The organism is Halorarius litoreus, assembly GCF_024362405.1.
Lineage (GTDB): Archaea > Halobacteriota > Halobacteria > Halobacteriales > Haloarculaceae > Halorarius > Halorarius litoreus.
The window spans coordinates 3882408-3898361 of record NZ_CP101454.1 but is presented as its reverse complement, the minus strand read 5'-3'; the positions used below and the strand labels follow the sequence as shown (position 1 = coordinate 3898361).

The following is a 15954-nucleotide window of genomic DNA, read 5'->3' as shown; positions in this document are numbered from 1 at the left end:
TTACTCGGGCCGCTTCAGCGAGAGGGCGGTACGGTCGAACTCGCAGACGAGGGTGTCCTCACCCTCGTCCTCGATTTTGAACGCCTCGACGTGCATCGTGACGATGCCGCGCTCCCCGTCCGAGGTCTCGCGTTTGTCCGTGACGGTCGACTGCGCGTAGATGGTGTCGCCGTGGAACACGGGGTTCGGGTGCTCGACGTTGTCGTACGAGAGGTTCGCGACGATGGTTCCATCTGTTGTATCCGGGATGGACAGGCCGACGGCGAGACTCATCGTGTAGAGCCCGTTGACGAGCTGTTCCCCGAACTGCGTCTCGGCAGCGAACTCCGCGTCGAGGTGGAGCGGCTGCTGGTTCATCGTCATATCGCAGAACTGCTGGTTGTCCGCCTCGCTCACCGTGCGGCGCTTCGCGTGCTCGATGGTCCCGCCGACCTCGAACTCCTCGTAGTAGCGTCCGGCCATGCGCGTTCCACAGTGGTCGACGGCAAAAACGTGCCGCTCGGGCGGGATTCGAACGCCCGACCGCTGGTGTCGAGTGATTGAAACCCCCCGCGACCGAGACGCCGATATGCCACGCCGTAGCCTCCTCTTCTCGCCCGGCGACCAGCCCGAACTGATGCGCAAAGCCCCCGGTGCCGGCGCGGACACCATCGTCTTCGACCTCGAGGACGCCGTCGCCCCCGACGCGAAGGACGTGGGCCGCGAAGCAGTCCACGAGGTCATCACTGACCCCGAATTCGACCCGGGCTGCGAGGTCGGCGTCCGCGTCAACCCGGACCCGGCGCTCGCCGCGGCGGACCTCGACGTGGTCGTCGACGATGACGCCAGGCTCGACGCCGTGATGCTCGCGAAGGCCGATTCGCGGGCGAGCGTCGAGACGCTCGTCGGACTCCTCGACGAGCGCGGCGCGACCGAGGTGCCGGTCATCGCGCTCTGTGAGTCCGCCGCGGGCGTGCTTCACGCCGAAGAAATCGCCGCGCACCCGCGCGTGTCAGCCGTCGCGTTCGGGGCCGAAGACCTCTCAGCGGACATCGGTGCGACCCGTACCGAAGAGGGGACCGAGGTGCTGTACGCTCGCGAGCACGTGGTTCTCGCCGCGGCAGCCGCCGACGTGGCGGCCATCGACACCGTGTTCACCGACTTCGGCGATTCGGCTGGGCTCGCCGCCGACACCGAGTTCGCGCTCGAACTCGGCTACGACGGGAAGATGTGTATCCACCCGGCGCAGGTGCCGATCGTGAACGACGCGTTCACCCCCGAGGCGGAACGGGTGGCGTGGGCTCGGAAGGTGCTGGAGGCGGCCGCGGACGCCGAATCCGAAGACGTCGGCGTCTTCGAGGTGGACGGCGAGATGGTCGACGCGCCGCTCGTCGCGCAGGCGGAACTCGTCCGCGAACGCGCGCGTGTCGCGGGTATTTGGTAATTAATCACAATGGGCGTCTCCTAATTCGATTCCTTGATATTAGTCCGACAGCCTTTTGCGGGAACCCAACGACTCCCCGGGCATGTCCGAGGACGTGAACCCCTTCGAGAGTCTGCAGGAGCAGATCGACGATGCGGCGGCGTATCTCGACGTCCCCGAGGACGTCCTCACCCGCCTCAAGAACCCCGAGCGCGTGCTGGAGACGAACCTCACCATCGAGATGGACGACGGCTCGCTCCAGACGTTCCGCGCCTACCGCTCGCAGTTCAACGGTGACCGCGGCCCGTACAAGGGAGGGATCCGCTACCACCCGGGTGTCACCCGCGACGAGGTGAAGGCACTGTCGGGCTGGATGGTCTACAAGTGCGCCACCGTCGACATCCCCTACGGCGGCGGCAAAGGTGGTATCGTCGTCGACCCGCGCGAACTCTCCGACGGCGAACTCGAACGGCTCACCCGCTCGTTCGCGAAGGAACTCCGGCCCATCATCGGCGAGGACCAGGACATCCCCGCCCCCGACGTCAACACCGGCCAGCGGGAGATGAACTGGATCAAGGACACCTACGAGACGCTGGAGAACACGACGGCACCGGGCGTCATCACCGGGAAGGCCATCGAGTCCGGCGGGAGCGAGGGGCGGGTCGAGGCGACCGGTCGCTCGACGATGCTCACGGCGCGTGAGGCGTTCGACTACCTCGACAAGGACATCGAGGGAGCGACCGTCGCTGTCCAGGGGTTCGGGAACGCCGGCTCGGTCGCGGCGCAACTGACCCAGGAGGATCTCGGCGGGAAGATCGTCGCCGCATCCGACTCCTCCGGGGCCGTCTACAACCCCGACGGCTTCGACGTGGCGGCGCTCAAGGAGTTCAAGACCCGGACCGGCTCGCTCACGGGCTACGAGAACGCTACCGAGGAGTTCACGAACGAGGACCTGCTCACCCTCGACGTCGACCTGCTCATCCCCGCAGCACTCGAGAACGCCATCGACGGCGACCTCGCCCGCGACGTGCAGGCGGACGTCATCGTCGAAGCCGCGAACGGCCCGCTCACGCCCGACGCCGACGACGTGCTCACCGAGCGTGACGTCCACGTGTTCCCCGACATCCTCGCGAACGCCGGTGGCGTGACGGTGTCGTACTTCGAGTGGGTCCAGAACCGCCAGCGGTTCTACTGGCCCGAGTCGCGCGTCAACGACGAGCTCGAACGACACATCGTCGAGGCGTTCGAGGGGCTCGTCGACGCCTACGAGACGAACGACCTGCCGAACTACCGGACGGCCGCGTACGTCGTCGCCATCGAGCGCGTCGTGAAGGCGTACGACGAGGCTGGCACCTGGCCCTAACTCACACGCACGCTGGACATACCAGAAGGGTTCTTATCCTCCGGTGAGGAGGGGCGGACGATGACCGACGGCTCCCGTCTCGACGACCGCGTCGTCCAGGTCGTCGCCGCCATCGTGGCGCTCGGCCTGCTCGCCCGGTTCGCTCTCCTCGGCACTCGCGTCGCACACTTCGACGAGGCCCGTGTCGCGTGGTGGACGCTCCACTTCGCCGAGACCGGCCAGTTCCACTACCGCTCTATCATCCACGGCCCGTTCATCCAGCACGTCGACCAGTGGCTGTTCGGCCTCCTCGGTGCGACCGACTTCGCCTCGCGCGTCCCCGTCGCGCTCGTCGGCGCGCTCCTCCCCGCGACGGCGCTCTGGTTCCGCCACCGCCTCTCCGACACCGAGGTCGCTGCGATGGCGCTGTTCCTCGCGGCCAACCCCATCCTCCTCTACTACGCGCGCTTCATGCGCTCGTCGCTGCTGGTCGCGGCGTTCTGTTTCGTCGCGTTCGCCGCGTTCGTTCGCTTCTACGACGGCTTCGGCGTCCAGTACGCCTACGCAGGCGTCGGGTTCCTCGGCCTCGGCTTCGCCGCGAAGGAGAACGCCATCGTCTACGTGCTCTGCTGGCTGGGTGCAGCGGCGCTCGTCATCCACCACAAGCTCTACCGCCACGAGGACCACGACTCCGGTCGTGACTGGCTCCACGGGGCGTTCGTCACCGTCCGCCACCGCCTCGTCGGCCCGGAGGGCGACCGGCTCGGCCGGTCGGCGGGCCACCTCCTCGGGACGCTGTTCCTGTTCGTCGTCGTCGTCGGCTTCTTCTACGCTCCGAGACAGGGCGTCACCAGTCCGGGTGCGCTCGCCATCTCGACGTCGCATCCACAGTACCAGCAGATCGTCGACACCTGCCGGCAGACCGGTCTCTGGTCGTCGCTGTTCTCGGGACAGGTCGGGTCGCTCACCCGCTGTACGGGCCTGACCGTCGAGCAGGGCTACGCCTACTGGTTCGGCGGCTCCGGCGAGACCACGCTGGAGACGTACGGGACGCGGCTCGGCCGGTTCCTCGGGACGACGGCAACGTACGCCGGCCCACTACTTGCGCTCTCGGTGGTCGGGTTCGTGGTCGAACACTACAGCGCCGAACCCCGTCACTTCGTCCTCGGGGCGGGCTACTGGGGGTTCGCCAGCGTCGTCGGCTACCCCCTCGGGACGGACATCTGGGCGGCGTGGATCATCGTCAACGCGCTCGTTCCCCTCACGGTTCCGGCCGCAGTCGGGCTCTCGCTCATCGTCGACGCCGGGCGGGACGCCCTCGCCAGCGACGACCGGGTCAGCGTCGGCGCTGTCGCCGTCCTCCTGTTGCTCGTGGGCGCCCAGGTCGCGAGCGCCGGTGTGACGGCGGTGTACCTCCAGCCGACGGACCCGGACAACCGGCTCGTACAGTTCGCCCAGCCGCAACAGGAGATGCGTCCCGCCGTCGAGGAGGTGGTTGCGGTGAGCGCTCGCAACGAGGGGACGGACGCGCTGTTCTACGGCGGGAGCGACTTCGTCGACATGGACCAGTCGGCCGAGCGTACCCCCGCGTGTATCAACTGGTTCCGGACGCTGCCGTGGGCGTGGTATCTCGACGCCAACGACGTCTCTGTGACGTGTTCGAACGGGTCGAGTGAACTCCCCGAGACGCTCCCGCCCGTAGTCGTCGCGCAGGCCGACTGCACACTCGAACGGAGCATCGACTGTCGGCGCCAGCCCGAGGCGCTCGAAGCCCCCGACCGCATCCGCGAGCGCATCCCCGACTCCTACGAGCGCCACGGCTTCCTCCACCGCACGACCGGCGGGAGCTTCTTCGACGGCATCGTCGTCTACGTGGACAGCGAGGCATGAGGCTCGCGACGGCCGACCGGACGCTCCGGCGCGTCGTCGCCGTCACGCTCGCTGCACTCGTCGCCCGCCTCGCGTTCCTCGGGTCGCGGGTCGCACACTTCGACGAGGGTCGGGTGGGGTACTGGACGCTGGAGTACGCCCGCACCGGCGAGTACACCTATCGGGCGGTGCTCCACGGGCCGCTGCTCCAGCACGTCAACCGCCACCTGTTCGACCTGCTGGGGCCGACAGACTTCGCGATGCGACTGTTCCCTGCAGTCGTGACCGGCCTGCTCCCGCTCTCGGTCGTGCTGTTCCGTGCCCGGCTCTCGAACCGAGAGCTGACGGCGCTCGCGCTCCTGCTCGCGTTCGAGCCACTCCTGCTCTACTACGGTCGGTTCTCCCGGAGTGACCCGCTCGTCGGTGCCTTCGCGTTCGTCGCGTTCGGGCTGGTCGTCCGTGCCATCGACGCCGAGCGCGCGGGGTATCTCGTGCCCGCACTCGGGTTCCTCGGACTCGGCCTCGGGGCGAAGGAGAACGCGCTGCTGTATCCGGTGGCGTGGCTCGGCGCGGGCCTCTTCCTGCTCGACCACCGGCTGCTCGGGAGCGACGACCGACTCGCGACGCTTCGGGAGAGCGGACGAACCGTCGCCCGGGGGGTCCGGCGCGGACTCCCGATGGCTGTCGGTGGGCTCCTGCTCGCGTTCGTGGTGCTGTTCGTGATGTACGCGCCGCGAACGCCCGGTCCGGAGCCCGGCATCGGTGCCCTCGGTTCGAATCCCGCAGCTCTCCCCGCCCTGCTCGACGCCGCGTTCGTCCAGAGTGGGCGCCGGCTGGCGGAGCTGTGGCTCGCGCCGAACAGCCAGTTCAAACTGGAGTTCAGCTACGTCGTCGTCGCCGGCGCGCTGTTGAAGTCGTTGCTCGTCCCCGCCGCGCCCGTGACCCTGCTCGGCGTCGGGGGGTTCCTCGCGGACCGCTACCGAAGTGCGCCCCGTGACCTCGTCCAGTTCGCCGGCGCCTGGGCGCTGTTCTCGCTGGTGGGCTATCCCGCTGTGGCGGACGTCCCGGCCTCGTGGCTCGGCGTCCACATCCTCCTCCCGCTCGTGATTCCGGCGGCCGTCGCGCTCGCTGCGACCTACGAGGTCGCCCGCTCGCACGACGCGCTCGTGGGGCGCGTCGCCACCGTGACGCTCGTACTCGTTGCCGCCAGCGTCGCGGGGGTCGCTGGCTACACCAGCTACGTGAACCCTGATGGCTCACACGAACTCGCGCAGTACTCACAGCCGCACGGTGACTTCTCGGGGCTCAGAGACGACCCGGACGAGCTCCTCGTCTACGGGGCCGCGTTCGTCGACGGTGATACGACAGCCCCACGACGACCGCCGTGTGTCGCGTGGTTCGAGACCCTCCCCCTCGGCTGGTACACCGAGCGGGCGAACACGACGGTCACCTGCGCGGCCAACGCCTCCGAGCTCCCCGACCAGCTCCCCCCGGTGGTCGTCGCGCCCGCCGCTGCCAGCGATGGCGAACTCGGCTCGCGGACCGCGGGGTGGGAGGTCTCTCGGGTCAACCTCCGGCAGGGAGCCGAGCCGGCGATTGTCCTCGTCGACCCCGACCGCACGGACTGAGCCCATCCCGAAACGTTGACTCTCCCGTCGCCGGAACCCCCGATATGCACCTCACCTCTCCCGGCCCGACCGTGGGCGTCGTGGGCGGCGGCCAGCTCGGACGGATGCTCGGCGAGGCCGCCGGCCCGCTCGGCGTCCAGGTTGTCGTCTCGGACCCGACACCCGACTGCCCCGCCTCACCGGTGGTCGAGGACCAGGTCGTCGGCGACTTCGACGACTACGAGACCGTCCTCGAACTCGCCGAGCGAGCGGACGTCCTGACGTACGAAATCGAACTCGCGGACCCCGACGCGCTCGAACGCGCGAGCGAGGAGACCGGCACGCCGGTCCACCCCGACCCCGACACGCTCCGGACGATCCAGGACAAACTCGTCCAGAACCGGATGCTCGACGCGGCTGGAATTCCACTTCCGGAGTTCCGGCAGATCGACGACGCCGACGACCTCCGTGACGCGGGCGAGGAACTCGGCTGGCCCGTGATGCTCAAGGCGCGCCAGGGTGGCTACGACGGCCGGGGGAACGTCCCCGTCGAATCGCCCGACGAAGCGGAAGCCAAACTCGAAGAGGTCGGCGCGGGCGACTCTGGGGCGCTCGCGGAGGCGATGGTCGACTTCGAGCGCGAACTCTCGGTGGTCGGTGTGCGGGGCGACGGTGAGACGGACGCGTTCCCCGTCACCGAGACCGTCCACGAGGAGGAGATCATGCGCGAGACGGTGAACCCCGCGCGGACGAGCGAGGCGGTGCAGGACCGTGCCCACGAGGTAGCCCTCGCCGTGCTAGACGAACTCTCCGGGCGTGGCGTCTACGGCATCGAGCTGTTCGAGCGCGACGGCGAGATTCTGGTCAACGAAATCGCCCCCCGTCCGCACAACTCCGGTCACTGGACCATCGAGGGCGCGTACACCTCGCAGTTCGCCAATCACGTCCGGGGTGTGCTCGGCTGGCCGCTCGGCTCCTGTGAGCGACGGTGCCCGACCGTCACCGCCAACATCCTCGGCGACGTCGACGAGCCACGGCGTGCGAAACTCGCGGGCGTCGAAGACGTCCTCGCGGCGGACCGGACGAACCTCCACTGGTACGGCAAGCGGGAGGTTCGCCCACTGCGAAAGATGGGCCACGTCACTGTCCTCGCGGGCGACGACGAGGACGAGCAGGCGCTCTTGGAGCGAACCCGCGGGATTCGTAACCGCCTGACGTTCGAGTGAGATTCAGCGACGGTGCGCCGTCACCCGAACGGCCCGCAGCCTCACGCTTCTGCCGACTCGGCCCCGCAGTCCACGACGAACATCGCCGCCGCACCTATCGGCGCCCCGCTGGGCGTTCGTGTCGTCACCACGTAGACGCCGTCGGGTAGGTCCCTCAGGTCTCGGCGCTGACGGGGCGGGACGACGAACGCTTCGTCGACCATCTCGCCAGTGACGTTAACCCGGACCGGTGCGTCGTTAGCGTTCCTGACGGCGAGTTCGCCCCCGTCTGCGGTACAGCGGACCTGCCGTTCGACCGGCAGGAGGTCGAGTTCCGATGGCTCACAGTTCGCAGTCAGGCGCACTCTTCCGACCTCGCCGCTGTCGTCGAAGGTGCCGACGACGTACTCGCCGTTCGGGAGGTCGGGGAACTGCAGGGTCTCACCGGGGTCGACCGAGACGGATTCCGAGAACCCGCTCGGCCCGCGGATCTCGACGCGGACGGGGTCGTCGTTGGGGTTACGGACCTTGAGCAGTGCGCCCGCCGACCGGCAAGTGAGTTCGGTCAAGACCTGCTCGAACACCGGTTCCGGCGGTTCGCAGTCCGCGGTGAGGCGCTCGCGGCCGACTTCGTCGTCACCATCGAAGGTGCCGACGACGTACTCGCCGTTCGGAAGGTCGGGGAACTGCAGGGTCTCACCGGGGTCGACCGAGACGGACTCGGAGAAATCGCTGGGGCCACGGATCTCGACGCGAACCGGATTCTGATTCGGGTTTCTGACCTTCAATAGTGCGCCCGCCGACCGGCAGGTGAGTTCGGTCAGGACCGCCTCCGGTTCTGGTTCGGGTGTCGCACAGTCGACCCGCACCCGCTCGCGACCGACTTCCGCTCCGTCGTCGAACGTACCCACGACGTAGTCGCCGTTCGGGAGGTCGGGGAACTGGAGCGTCTCTCTCGACTCGATGGTGGTCGATTCCGAGAAGCCGTCCGGACCACGGATTTCGACGCGAACTGGCTGTTCGTTGGTGTTTCGAACTTTGAGGAGCGCGCCGTCGTCTCGACAGGTCACTTCGGTGCGCACGGGGGCAGGTTCGGGCTCCGGCGTCGCGCAGTCGGCGGTGAGTCGGTCGCGCCCGACTTCCTCACCGCCCGCGAACGACCCAACCACGTAGTCGCCGTTGGGCAGTTCGTCGAACTGCTCCGTCTCGCCCGCGTCGAGGGTGACCGACTCGCGGAACCCGTCTGGCCCGCGAATCTCGACGCGGATCGGGTCGTCGTTCGGGTTTCTGACCTTCAGAAGTGCGCCGTCGTCACGGCAGGTCAGCTCCGTGAGCGCGGGCTGGGGCCGCTCGCAGTCGACGGTGAACCGCTCGCGGCCGAGTTCGCGGTCGCCGTCGAACACCTGGAGGACGTAGTCGCCGTCGTCGAGCTCGTCGAACCGTTCGGTCTCGCCGGGTGAGAGCGTCTCGGACTCACGGTAGCCGTCCGGGCCGCGAAGCGTCACACGGACGGGGTCGTCGTTGGCATTGCGGACGCGCAGTTCGCCGCCGTCGTCGCGACAGGCGAGTTCCGTTCGCACGCGGTCGAACGTCGGCGTCTCGCAGTCGACGGTCACCGTCTGGCGACCGATGCGATAGTCGTTCCCGCGGCTGTCGGCGCGGGTCGTCACGGTGTAGTCGCCGTCGTCGAGTTCGTCGACCCGCTCCGTCTCGCCGGGCGAGAGCGTCACCGATACCGAGTAGCCGTTCGGGCCACGAACCTCCACCCGAACCGACTCGTCGTTCGGGTTGTGGACGCGCAGTTCGCCGCCGTCGTCGCGGCAGGTCAGGTCGGCGTCGACCCGCTCGGTCGGACAGGCGACGCGAACGCGCTCGGTGGCCGTCGTTCGGCCGTCGCGCCGCACGGTTCGGACCGTGTAGCGGCCGTCGTCGAGGTCGTCGAACGACTCGGCCTCGTCCGGGTCGAGGGTGACCCGTTCCTCGTAGCCGTTCGGCCCGTCCACGACGACGCGAACGGTGTCGTCGTTCTCGTTGCGGACCGTCAGCGTCGCACCGTCGTCCGAACATCGGACCCGAGTGTCGACCGGGTCGACGTCGGGCTCGGGGGTGGGCGTCGGTGTCGGCGTGGCCGGGCACTTCCCGAAGACGAGGTAGGCGGCGCCGGAGTCGGTCCCGCCCGCATCGGCGCGGGGTGCGCCGACGAGGAGGTCCTCGTCGCCATCTCCGGTCGAGTCGTTCGCACCGGCGACGGCCCACCCCGAGCGGTCGCTGTCGTTCACCCCGAGGAACCGCGCCCCGGCGGTCGAGAGGCTCCGCTCGCCGGTCGGGCCGTCGCCGTACACCAGATACGTCGCGCCCGCGTCGGGACCCGTGCTGTTGTTGTACGGCGCACCGACGAGCACGTCGTCCACGCCGTCACAGGTGACGTCTCCGGAACCCGCGGCCGCGACTGCCCAGCCTGCTCGGTCGTGCTCCCCCACGCCGGTGAGCGTCACGTCCGCCGCGGAGAGGCGGCGGTCGCCGTCGAGCGGTCCGTGGACGATGTAGGCAGCGCCGGCGTCACTGCGTGTCGTCACGTCCCCGTCGGCGTCAGTGACGTGCCGGTCGGCGAACGGTGCGCCGACGACCACGTCGGTGATGCCGTCGTCGTTCGGGTCGCCGGCCGAGGCTACCGCTCGACCCGCCTGGTCGCCCGGCGCCGCCCCTTCGAGGATGACACCCGAGGTGACGGGCACGCGCCCCGACTCGTCGGTACCGAGGACGTACACCGCACCGCTGTTTGTCCCGTTGGAGTCGTTCCGCGGTGCCCCGACGAGCAGTTCGGGTCGCTCGTCGCCGCTGACGTTGCCCGCGGCGGCGACGGCGAAGCCCGCGACATCGCCACGGGCCGCACCGACGTAGGTGGTCGTCGCGGCGTCGCCGAGGCTGTCACCGTCCGCGGCCAGGGGGTCGGCGAGCAGGTAGGCCGCACCCGCGTTCGGTGCGGTGCTGTCGTTCCCCGGAGCGCCGACCAGCAGGGCAGCGCCGGAGCCCTCGGCGAGCGGGTCGAACTCGGTTCCCACCGCGGCGAGGCTGTAGCCGGCGACGTCGCCCCGTCCGGCACCGAGGACAGATGCGGTCGCCGCCGTCGGCAGCGAGACGGTTCCGTCGAGGTCGTCGCCGCTGACGAGGTAGACGCGCCCGGCGTCCCGGCCGGCGGTGTCGTTCAGCGGGGCGCCGACGGCGACATCGCCGGTTCCGTCGTCGTCGAAGTCACCGACGGCCAGCGCGTAGCCGGCCTGGTCGCCGCGCGCGCCGACGAGCGTGGCGTCCGCGTCGCTGGCGTTCAACTGCCCCTCGTCGAACGGGCCGAAGAAGACGTACACGACGCCACTGTTCTCTCCGTTTCGGTCCGCTGTCGGTGCGCCGACCAGTACGTCGTTCGTGCCGTCGCCGTTCACGTCGACGCCGCCGGCGAGGGCAGTACCCGCGCCCTCGAACGCGTCGCCCGCGAAGGTGAGGTTCGCCTCGTCGAGGTCGATATCGCCCGCTGCGGTGCCGCCGGCTTGGGTCCCCGCGACCGACGGTGCCGCCGTGGTGGACGGGGCGGGGCCGTCAGCGAACACGGCGGCGACCGCGACGCTGCTCGTGACCGTCAGCAGCGCCACCACGACGACGGTCACCGTGGCCACGCTGCTGCGTGAAGTCGGAGCCATGCTCCGGAGATATAGGTGCCAGCAGTTTGGTTATAGACGCGCTGAGTCATCGTCGCCGCTCGGTGCGTGAACAAAGCCCGGATTACCGCTCCCTCTCGGCCGGGTAAAAGGTCGGACTATCGACCGGGACCGTCGGGAACCCTCGGCTTTCTCGACGGCGTTGTGACCGTCTCACCGGGCTTACTCTCGGGCGAACCACAACCGCAAAGCCCCCGTCGCACAGTGTGAGGCACATGGCCGAATCCGTCGACGCGCTCATCGACGACCTGCACCGCGAAGCCAAGCGCGACCGCAACCCGAAAGACCAGCCCGAGGTGGGCATCGTGATGGGGTCGGACTCCGACCTCGACACGATGTTCGGGGCGTACGAGGCCCTGACGGAACTCGGATTCGAGGAGGTCACGGACTACGACGACCCGCCCGAGGCCCGGTTCACGTTCGAGACGTACGTCGTGAGTGCCCACCGGACGCCCGACCTGATGTACGCCTACGGTGAGACAGCGCACGACCGCGGGGTCGACGTCATCATCGCCGGCGCGGGCGGCAAGAGCGCCGACCTCCCGAACATGACCGCGAGCATCGCCTATCCGCTCCCGGTCATCGGCGTCCCGGTGCAGGAGAAGTCCGTGGACAGCGTCATCGGGATGCCCACCGGCGCGCCCATCACGGCCGTCGACGCGGGCAAGTCGTTCAACGCGGCGCTCTCGGCGGTCCAGATTCTCGCTCGGCAGTACGAGGAACTGGAGGAGCGCCTGGTCGAGTACCACGAGGCGCTCCAGCAGGGCGTCGGCGAGGACTCTCGGGGGCTCCACGAGCTGGGAACGCCCGCGTATCGCGAACGGATGGAGTAAGGTGGTGTGGCCGGCGGGCCGTACAGTAAGTGGCGGCAAGGTGCGTCGAACCGCCCGCGTGCGCCCCTCCGCGCAAGAATCAACCCTTATGTACCCGGCTTCCGAAGCCTAGTTTGATACAGACAAGATGAGCAATCCGTGGATAGCTATTGGGGCGCTGACGCTGGTGGCGATCATAATCCCGATCTCGATGATCGCGATCTCGTCGCTGCTGCGTCCGACCGTCCCGGAGCAAGGGAAAACCGCCGTCTACGAGTCCGGGGAAGTCCCCACGGGCGACACGCGCATTCGTTTCAACATCCAGTACTACATGGTGGCGCTGTTGTTCGTGATCTTCGACATCGAGACCGTCCTCATCTTCCCGTGGACGGTCATCTACCGGGACGCCGTCCAGCAGTTCGGGATGGGGCAGGCGCTCCTCCCGATGCTGGTGTTCATCGGCGTGCTGGTGGTCGGACTCGCGTGGGCGTGGCGCAACGGCGCGGTTCGGTGGGTCAAATCGCCGCGTGCGACGGCGCCGGAACAGCGGGCTGAGTAACTATGAGTAGCGACAACGAGATTCAATCGACGCAGGAAGCCCGGATGGGCGAAGGCGTCGACAGTCGATTCAACTCGAAGCTGCGTGAGGCGTTCGGCTCCTCGCCGTTCATCCTCACGAAGTTCGACAAGTTCATGAACTGGGTGCGTGGCTCCTCGATGTTCATGCTGCAGTTCGGTATCGCCTGCTGCAGCATCGAGATGATGCACACGTACGCCGTCAAACACGACCTCGACCGGTTCGGCGCGGGCGTCCCCCGTGCCTCGCCGCGACAGGCCGACGTCATCATCGTCCCGGGGACCATCGTCTCCAAGTTCGCCCCGCGGATGAAGCGCGTCTACGACCAGATGCCCGAGCCGAAGTTCGTCGTCGGCATGGGCTCGTGTACCATCTCGGGCGGCCCGTTCCACGAGGGGTACAACGTCATCAAGGGCGCCGAGGAGGTCATCCCGGTGGACATCCACGTCCCCGGTTGCCCGCCGCGCCCCGAAGCGCTGGTCTACGGCATCGCGAAGCTCCAGGAGCGCATCGCGAACGGCGAGACCGCTCCGGTCACCGTGAAACCGTACGAACTCGAACAGTTCGGCGACCTCGAGCAGGACGAACTCGTCCAGCACCTCGCCGACCAGATCGACGAGGAGGACCTCGTCATGCGGTACAACTGGGCTGAGTCACCATGAGCTTGGAAGAACCCGAACCCACGGAGACAAGCCTGGTCGGCGTCGAGGACGGCGAAGTCGACTACGACGCGCTCGAAGCGCTCCTCGGCGACCACGTCATCGGTCGCGAGGAACACGTCAACGCCGAGGCGTTCGTCGTCCGCCCCGACGAGGTGCAGGACGCGCTGTTCCTGCTCCGCGACGAGGCCGGTTTCGACCACCTCTCGTGCGTGACGGCACAGGAGTACGAGGACCGCTACGAGACCATCTACCACCTGACGAAGTTCGACGCACGCACGCAGGAAGTGGGCGTCGTCGTCCCCACGTCGAAGGATGAGCCAGTCTCGCAGTCCGCGGACGCGGTCTACCGGACGGCAGACTGGCACGAGCGGGAGGCGTACGACCTCGTCGGCATCGAGTACGAGGACCACCCGGACCTCAAGCGCATCCTCCTGCCCGAGACGTGGCAGGGGCACCCGCTCTCGCTCGACTACGACCAGGAGCAGCCGCAGGTCGTCGACTTCCGGCAGCACGCGAACCCGCTGCAGGAGGACCACCGCAGCGGCGAGCAGTCGGACACGATGTTCGTCAACATCGGGCCGCACCACCCCGCCACGCACGGCGTGCTCCACCTGAAGACGACGCTCGACGGCGAGCAGGTCGCCGACGTCGAGAGCGACATCGGCTATCTGCATCGGTGTGAGGAGCAGATGTGCCAGCAGGGCACCTACCGCCACCAGATCATGCCGTACCCGGACCGATGGGACTACATCTCGGCGGGCATCCTCAACGAGTGGGCGTACGCCCGCGCGGCCGAGGACATGGCCGACATCGAGGTGCCGGAGTACGCGCAGGTCATCCGGACGATGTCCGCCGAACTGTGCCGCATTGCGAGTCACATGCTCGCGGTCGGGACGTTCGCGCTCGACGTCTACGGCGACTTCACGGCCATCTTCATGTACGCGACGCGCGACCGCGAGGTCGTACAGAACATCCTCGAGGACCTCACCGGTCAGCGGCTGATGTTCAACTACCTCCGGCTGGGTGGCGTCGCGTGGGACCTCCCCGAGCCCCGCGAGGAGTTCTTCGAGAAGACACGCGACTTCCTCGACGAGCTCCCGAGCCGGCTCGAGGAGTACCACGACATGATCACGTCGAACGAGATCTTCCAGATGCGGTGTGTCAACACCGGCGTGCTGGAGCCCGACCTCGCCAAGAGCTACGGCGCGACCGGTCCCGTGGCGCGTGGGTCGGGCATCGACTACGACCTCCGACGCGACGACCCGTACGGCTACTACGACGAACTCGACTGGGACGTCGTCACGGAGGACGGCTGTGACAACTACAGCCGCGTCCTCGTCCGCATGCAGGAGGTCGAAGAGAGTGCGAAGATCATCGACCAGTGTATCGACCTGCTCGAGGACTGGCCCGAGGAGGACCGCACGATTCAGTCGAACGTGCCCCGGACGCTGAAGCCCGAAGCGGACACGGAAATCTACCGGGCGGTCGAGGGCGCGAAGGGCGAACTCGGCATCTACATGCGCGCGGACGGCACGGACAAGCCGGCGCGGTTCAAGATCCGGTCGCCGTGCTTCTCGAACCTGCAGACGCTGCCCGAGATGAGCCAGGGCGAGTACATCCCCGACCTCATCGCCTCGCTCGGCAGCCTCGACATCGTACTCGGTGAGGTGGACCGCTGATGGTGCAGGAGAACGCCACCAACGCGACTGCCGCAGGCGGCGGCCAGCTTCCCGACACCATCGCGGGCGCCCTCGGCCTCGGCAGCGGCCCGCTCGCCGACTTCGTCGGCGGGCTCATCGGCGCAGCGCTCATCGTGACGTTCCTGCTGACCCTCGTCGCCGTCTCCGGCATCTGGGGGAAGCGAAAGATCACCGCCGCGTTCACCGACCGCATCGCCGTGAACAGAGTCGGCCCGTTCGGCCTGCTCATCATCGTGGCCGACGCGGTCCGGCTCCTCTCGAAGGAGCTCATCGTCCCCGACGGCGTCGACCGTCCCGCGTGGGACCTCGCGCCGCTCGTGATGGCGTCGTCTGCCTTGCTGGGCTTCGCCGTCATCCCCATGGGTAACGGCATCCACCTCGCGGACCCCGAGGCGGGGCTCGCGTACGTGTTCGCCGTCGCCTCCATCGCCTCGGTCGGCCTCATCATGGCCGGCTACGCGTCGAACAACAAGTTCTCGTTCCTCGGCGGGCTGCGCGCGGTCGCCCAGAACCTCGCGTACGAGATTCCGCTCGTCATCACCGCCGCCTCCGTAGTCATCTTCGCCGGCACGCTCCAGATGAGCGAGATCGTCGCGGCACAGGCCGAGCCGCTCGCAGTCGGGCTCAAGAGCTGGTACGCGTTCGTGAACCCGTTCGCGTTCCTGCTGTTCATGGTCGCGAACCTCGCGGAGGTCGGCCGGAACCCGTTCGACATCCCGGAGGCGCCGACCGAGATCGTTGCTGGCTGGCAGACCGAGTACTCCTCGGTCTACTTCGTGCTGGCGTACCTCTCGGAGTTCATCCACATCTTCCTCGGTGCGGCCATCATCACGACCCTGTTCCTGGGTGGCCCGACGAGCCCGTTCGTCGGCGTCGAGATCCTGCCCGGGTTCGTCTGGTTCGTCATCAAGATCGTGGCCATCTACCTGTTCACGCAGTGGGCGCGGTCGGCCATCCCCCGCGTCCGCATCGACCAGCTCATCGAGATCGGCTGGAAGGGGATGCTGGTGCTATCGTTCGCCAACCTCGTGCTCACGGCCGTTATCGTGGGGGTGATCGTCTGAT

General features: G+C 68.2%; 12 protein-coding genes. 10 read left to right on the top strand and 2 right to left on the bottom strand.

The window, feature by feature from the left end:
* Positions 1-651 carry a MaoC family dehydratase gene (locus NL126_RS20400; protein WP_350355470.1) on the bottom strand — a complete coding sequence of 217 codons (651 nt, stop codon included), beginning with the start codon at positions 649-651 and terminating at the stop codon, positions 1-3.
* On the opposite strand from NL126_RS20400, the gene NL126_RS20395 reads away from it, so the two are divergent.
* The 5 genes from NL126_RS20395 to NL126_RS20375 all read left to right on the top strand — a co-directional run bounded on the left by NL126_RS20395 (position 569) and on the right by NL126_RS20375 (position 7446).
* Positions 569-1423, top strand: a complete 855-nt coding sequence (locus tag NL126_RS20395; protein WP_255196725.1) for an HpcH/HpaI aldolase/citrate lyase family protein — start codon at positions 569-571, stop codon at positions 1421-1423. The two genes, NL126_RS20400 and NL126_RS20395, sit on opposite strands and share 83 nt — an antisense overlap.
* Before the next feature lie 82 nt (positions 1424-1505).
* On the top strand, positions 1506-2765 hold the full coding sequence (locus NL126_RS20390; RefSeq protein WP_255196724.1) for a Glu/Leu/Phe/Val family dehydrogenase: 1260 nt from the start codon (positions 1506-1508) through the stop codon (positions 2763-2765).
* A gap of 60 nt (positions 2766-2825) precedes the next feature.
* Positions 2826-4634, top strand: a complete 1809-nt coding sequence (locus NL126_RS20385; protein WP_255196723.1) for a flippase activity-associated protein Agl23 — start codon at positions 2826-2828, stop codon at positions 4632-4634.
* Positions 4631-6241 (top strand): flippase activity-associated protein Agl23, encoded by a 1611-nt coding sequence (locus NL126_RS20380; protein WP_255196722.1) that lies wholly within the window; start codon positions 4631-4633, stop codon positions 6239-6241. Before NL126_RS20385 ends, NL126_RS20380 begins: the two co-directional genes overlap by 4 nt.
* 44 nt (positions 6242-6285) lie before the next feature.
* On the top strand, positions 6286-7446 hold the full coding sequence (locus NL126_RS20375) for a 5-(carboxyamino)imidazole ribonucleotide synthase (RefSeq protein WP_255196721.1): 1161 nt from the start codon (positions 6286-6288) through the stop codon (positions 7444-7446).
* Positions 7447-7487: 41 nt separating this feature from the next.
* Here NL126_RS20375 and NL126_RS20370 read toward each other — a convergent pair whose 3' ends face one another.
* Positions 7488-11120, bottom strand: coding sequence for an integrin alpha (locus tag NL126_RS20370; protein WP_255196720.1), 3633 nt, complete (start codon positions 11118-11120; stop codon positions 7488-7490).
* A gap of 233 nt (positions 11121-11353) precedes the next feature.
* Here NL126_RS20370 and purE point away from each other — a divergent pair, with 233 nt between their 5' ends.
* From purE to NL126_RS20345, 5 genes are all read left to right on the top strand, one after another.
* Positions 11354-11971, top strand: coding sequence for a 5-(carboxyamino)imidazole ribonucleotide mutase (gene purE, locus NL126_RS20365; RefSeq protein ID WP_255196719.1), 618 nt, complete (start codon positions 11354-11356; stop codon positions 11969-11971).
* A gap of 127 nt (positions 11972-12098) precedes the next feature.
* The gene (locus NL126_RS20360; protein WP_255196718.1) at positions 12099-12509 is read left to right on the top strand and encodes an NADH-quinone oxidoreductase subunit A; all 411 of its coding nucleotides are present in this window, start codon (positions 12099-12101) and stop codon (positions 12507-12509) included.
* Positions 12510-12511: 2 nt separating this feature from the next.
* Positions 12512-13189, top strand: coding sequence for an NADH-quinone oxidoreductase subunit B (locus NL126_RS20355; RefSeq protein ID WP_255196717.1), 678 nt, complete (start codon positions 12512-12514; stop codon positions 13187-13189).
* Positions 13186-14868 (top strand): NADH-quinone oxidoreductase subunit D, encoded by a 1683-nt coding sequence (locus tag NL126_RS20350; RefSeq protein WP_255196716.1) that lies wholly within the window; start codon positions 13186-13188, stop codon positions 14866-14868. Before NL126_RS20355 ends, NL126_RS20350 begins: the two co-directional genes overlap by 4 nt.
* Entirely contained in the window at positions 14868-15953 is a 1086-nt protein-coding gene (locus NL126_RS20345) for a complex I subunit 1/NuoH family protein (RefSeq protein ID WP_255196715.1), read from the top strand. The genes NL126_RS20350 and NL126_RS20345 overlap by 1 nt, the downstream gene beginning before the upstream one ends.
* The last annotated feature ends 1 nt before the right edge of the window (position 15954 follow it).

Excerpts from the sequence above, each read along its gene's own strand:
- NL126_RS20385 (WP_255196723.1), top strand. The coding sequence starts at position 2,826 with ATGACCGACGGCTCCCGTCTCGACGACCGCGTCGTCCAGGTCGTCGCC.
- NL126_RS20355 (WP_255196717.1), top strand. The coding sequence starts at position 12,512 with ATGAGTAGCGACAACGAGATTCAATCGACGCAGGAAGCCCGGATGGGC.
- purE (WP_255196719.1), top strand. The coding sequence starts at position 11,354 with ATGGCCGAATCCGTCGACGCGCTCATCGACGACCTGCACCGCGAAGCC.
- NL126_RS20350 (WP_255196716.1), top strand. The coding sequence starts at position 13,186 with ATGAGCTTGGAAGAACCCGAACCCACGGAGACAAGCCTGGTCGGCGTC.
- NL126_RS20380 (WP_255196722.1), top strand. The coding sequence starts at position 4,631 with ATGAGGCTCGCGACGGCCGACCGGACGCTCCGGCGCGTCGTCGCCGTC.
- NL126_RS20400 (WP_350355470.1), bottom strand. The coding sequence starts at position 651 with ATGGTGTCCGCGCCGGCACCGGGGGCTTTGCGCATCAGTTCGGGCTGG.
- NL126_RS20390 (WP_255196724.1), top strand. The coding sequence starts at position 1,506 with ATGTCCGAGGACGTGAACCCCTTCGAGAGTCTGCAGGAGCAGATCGAC.
- NL126_RS20370 (WP_255196720.1), bottom strand. The coding sequence starts at position 11,120 with ATGGCTCCGACTTCACGCAGCAGCGTGGCCACGGTGACCGTCGTCGTG.
- NL126_RS20375 (WP_255196721.1), top strand. The coding sequence starts at position 6,286 with ATGCACCTCACCTCTCCCGGCCCGACCGTGGGCGTCGTGGGCGGCGGC.
- NL126_RS20360 (WP_255196718.1), top strand. The coding sequence starts at position 12,099 with ATGAGCAATCCGTGGATAGCTATTGGGGCGCTGACGCTGGTGGCGATC.
- NL126_RS20395 (WP_255196725.1), top strand. The coding sequence starts at position 569 with ATGCCACGCCGTAGCCTCCTCTTCTCGCCCGGCGACCAGCCCGAACTG.
- NL126_RS20345 (WP_255196715.1), top strand. The coding sequence starts at position 14,868 with ATGGTGCAGGAGAACGCCACCAACGCGACTGCCGCAGGCGGCGGCCAG.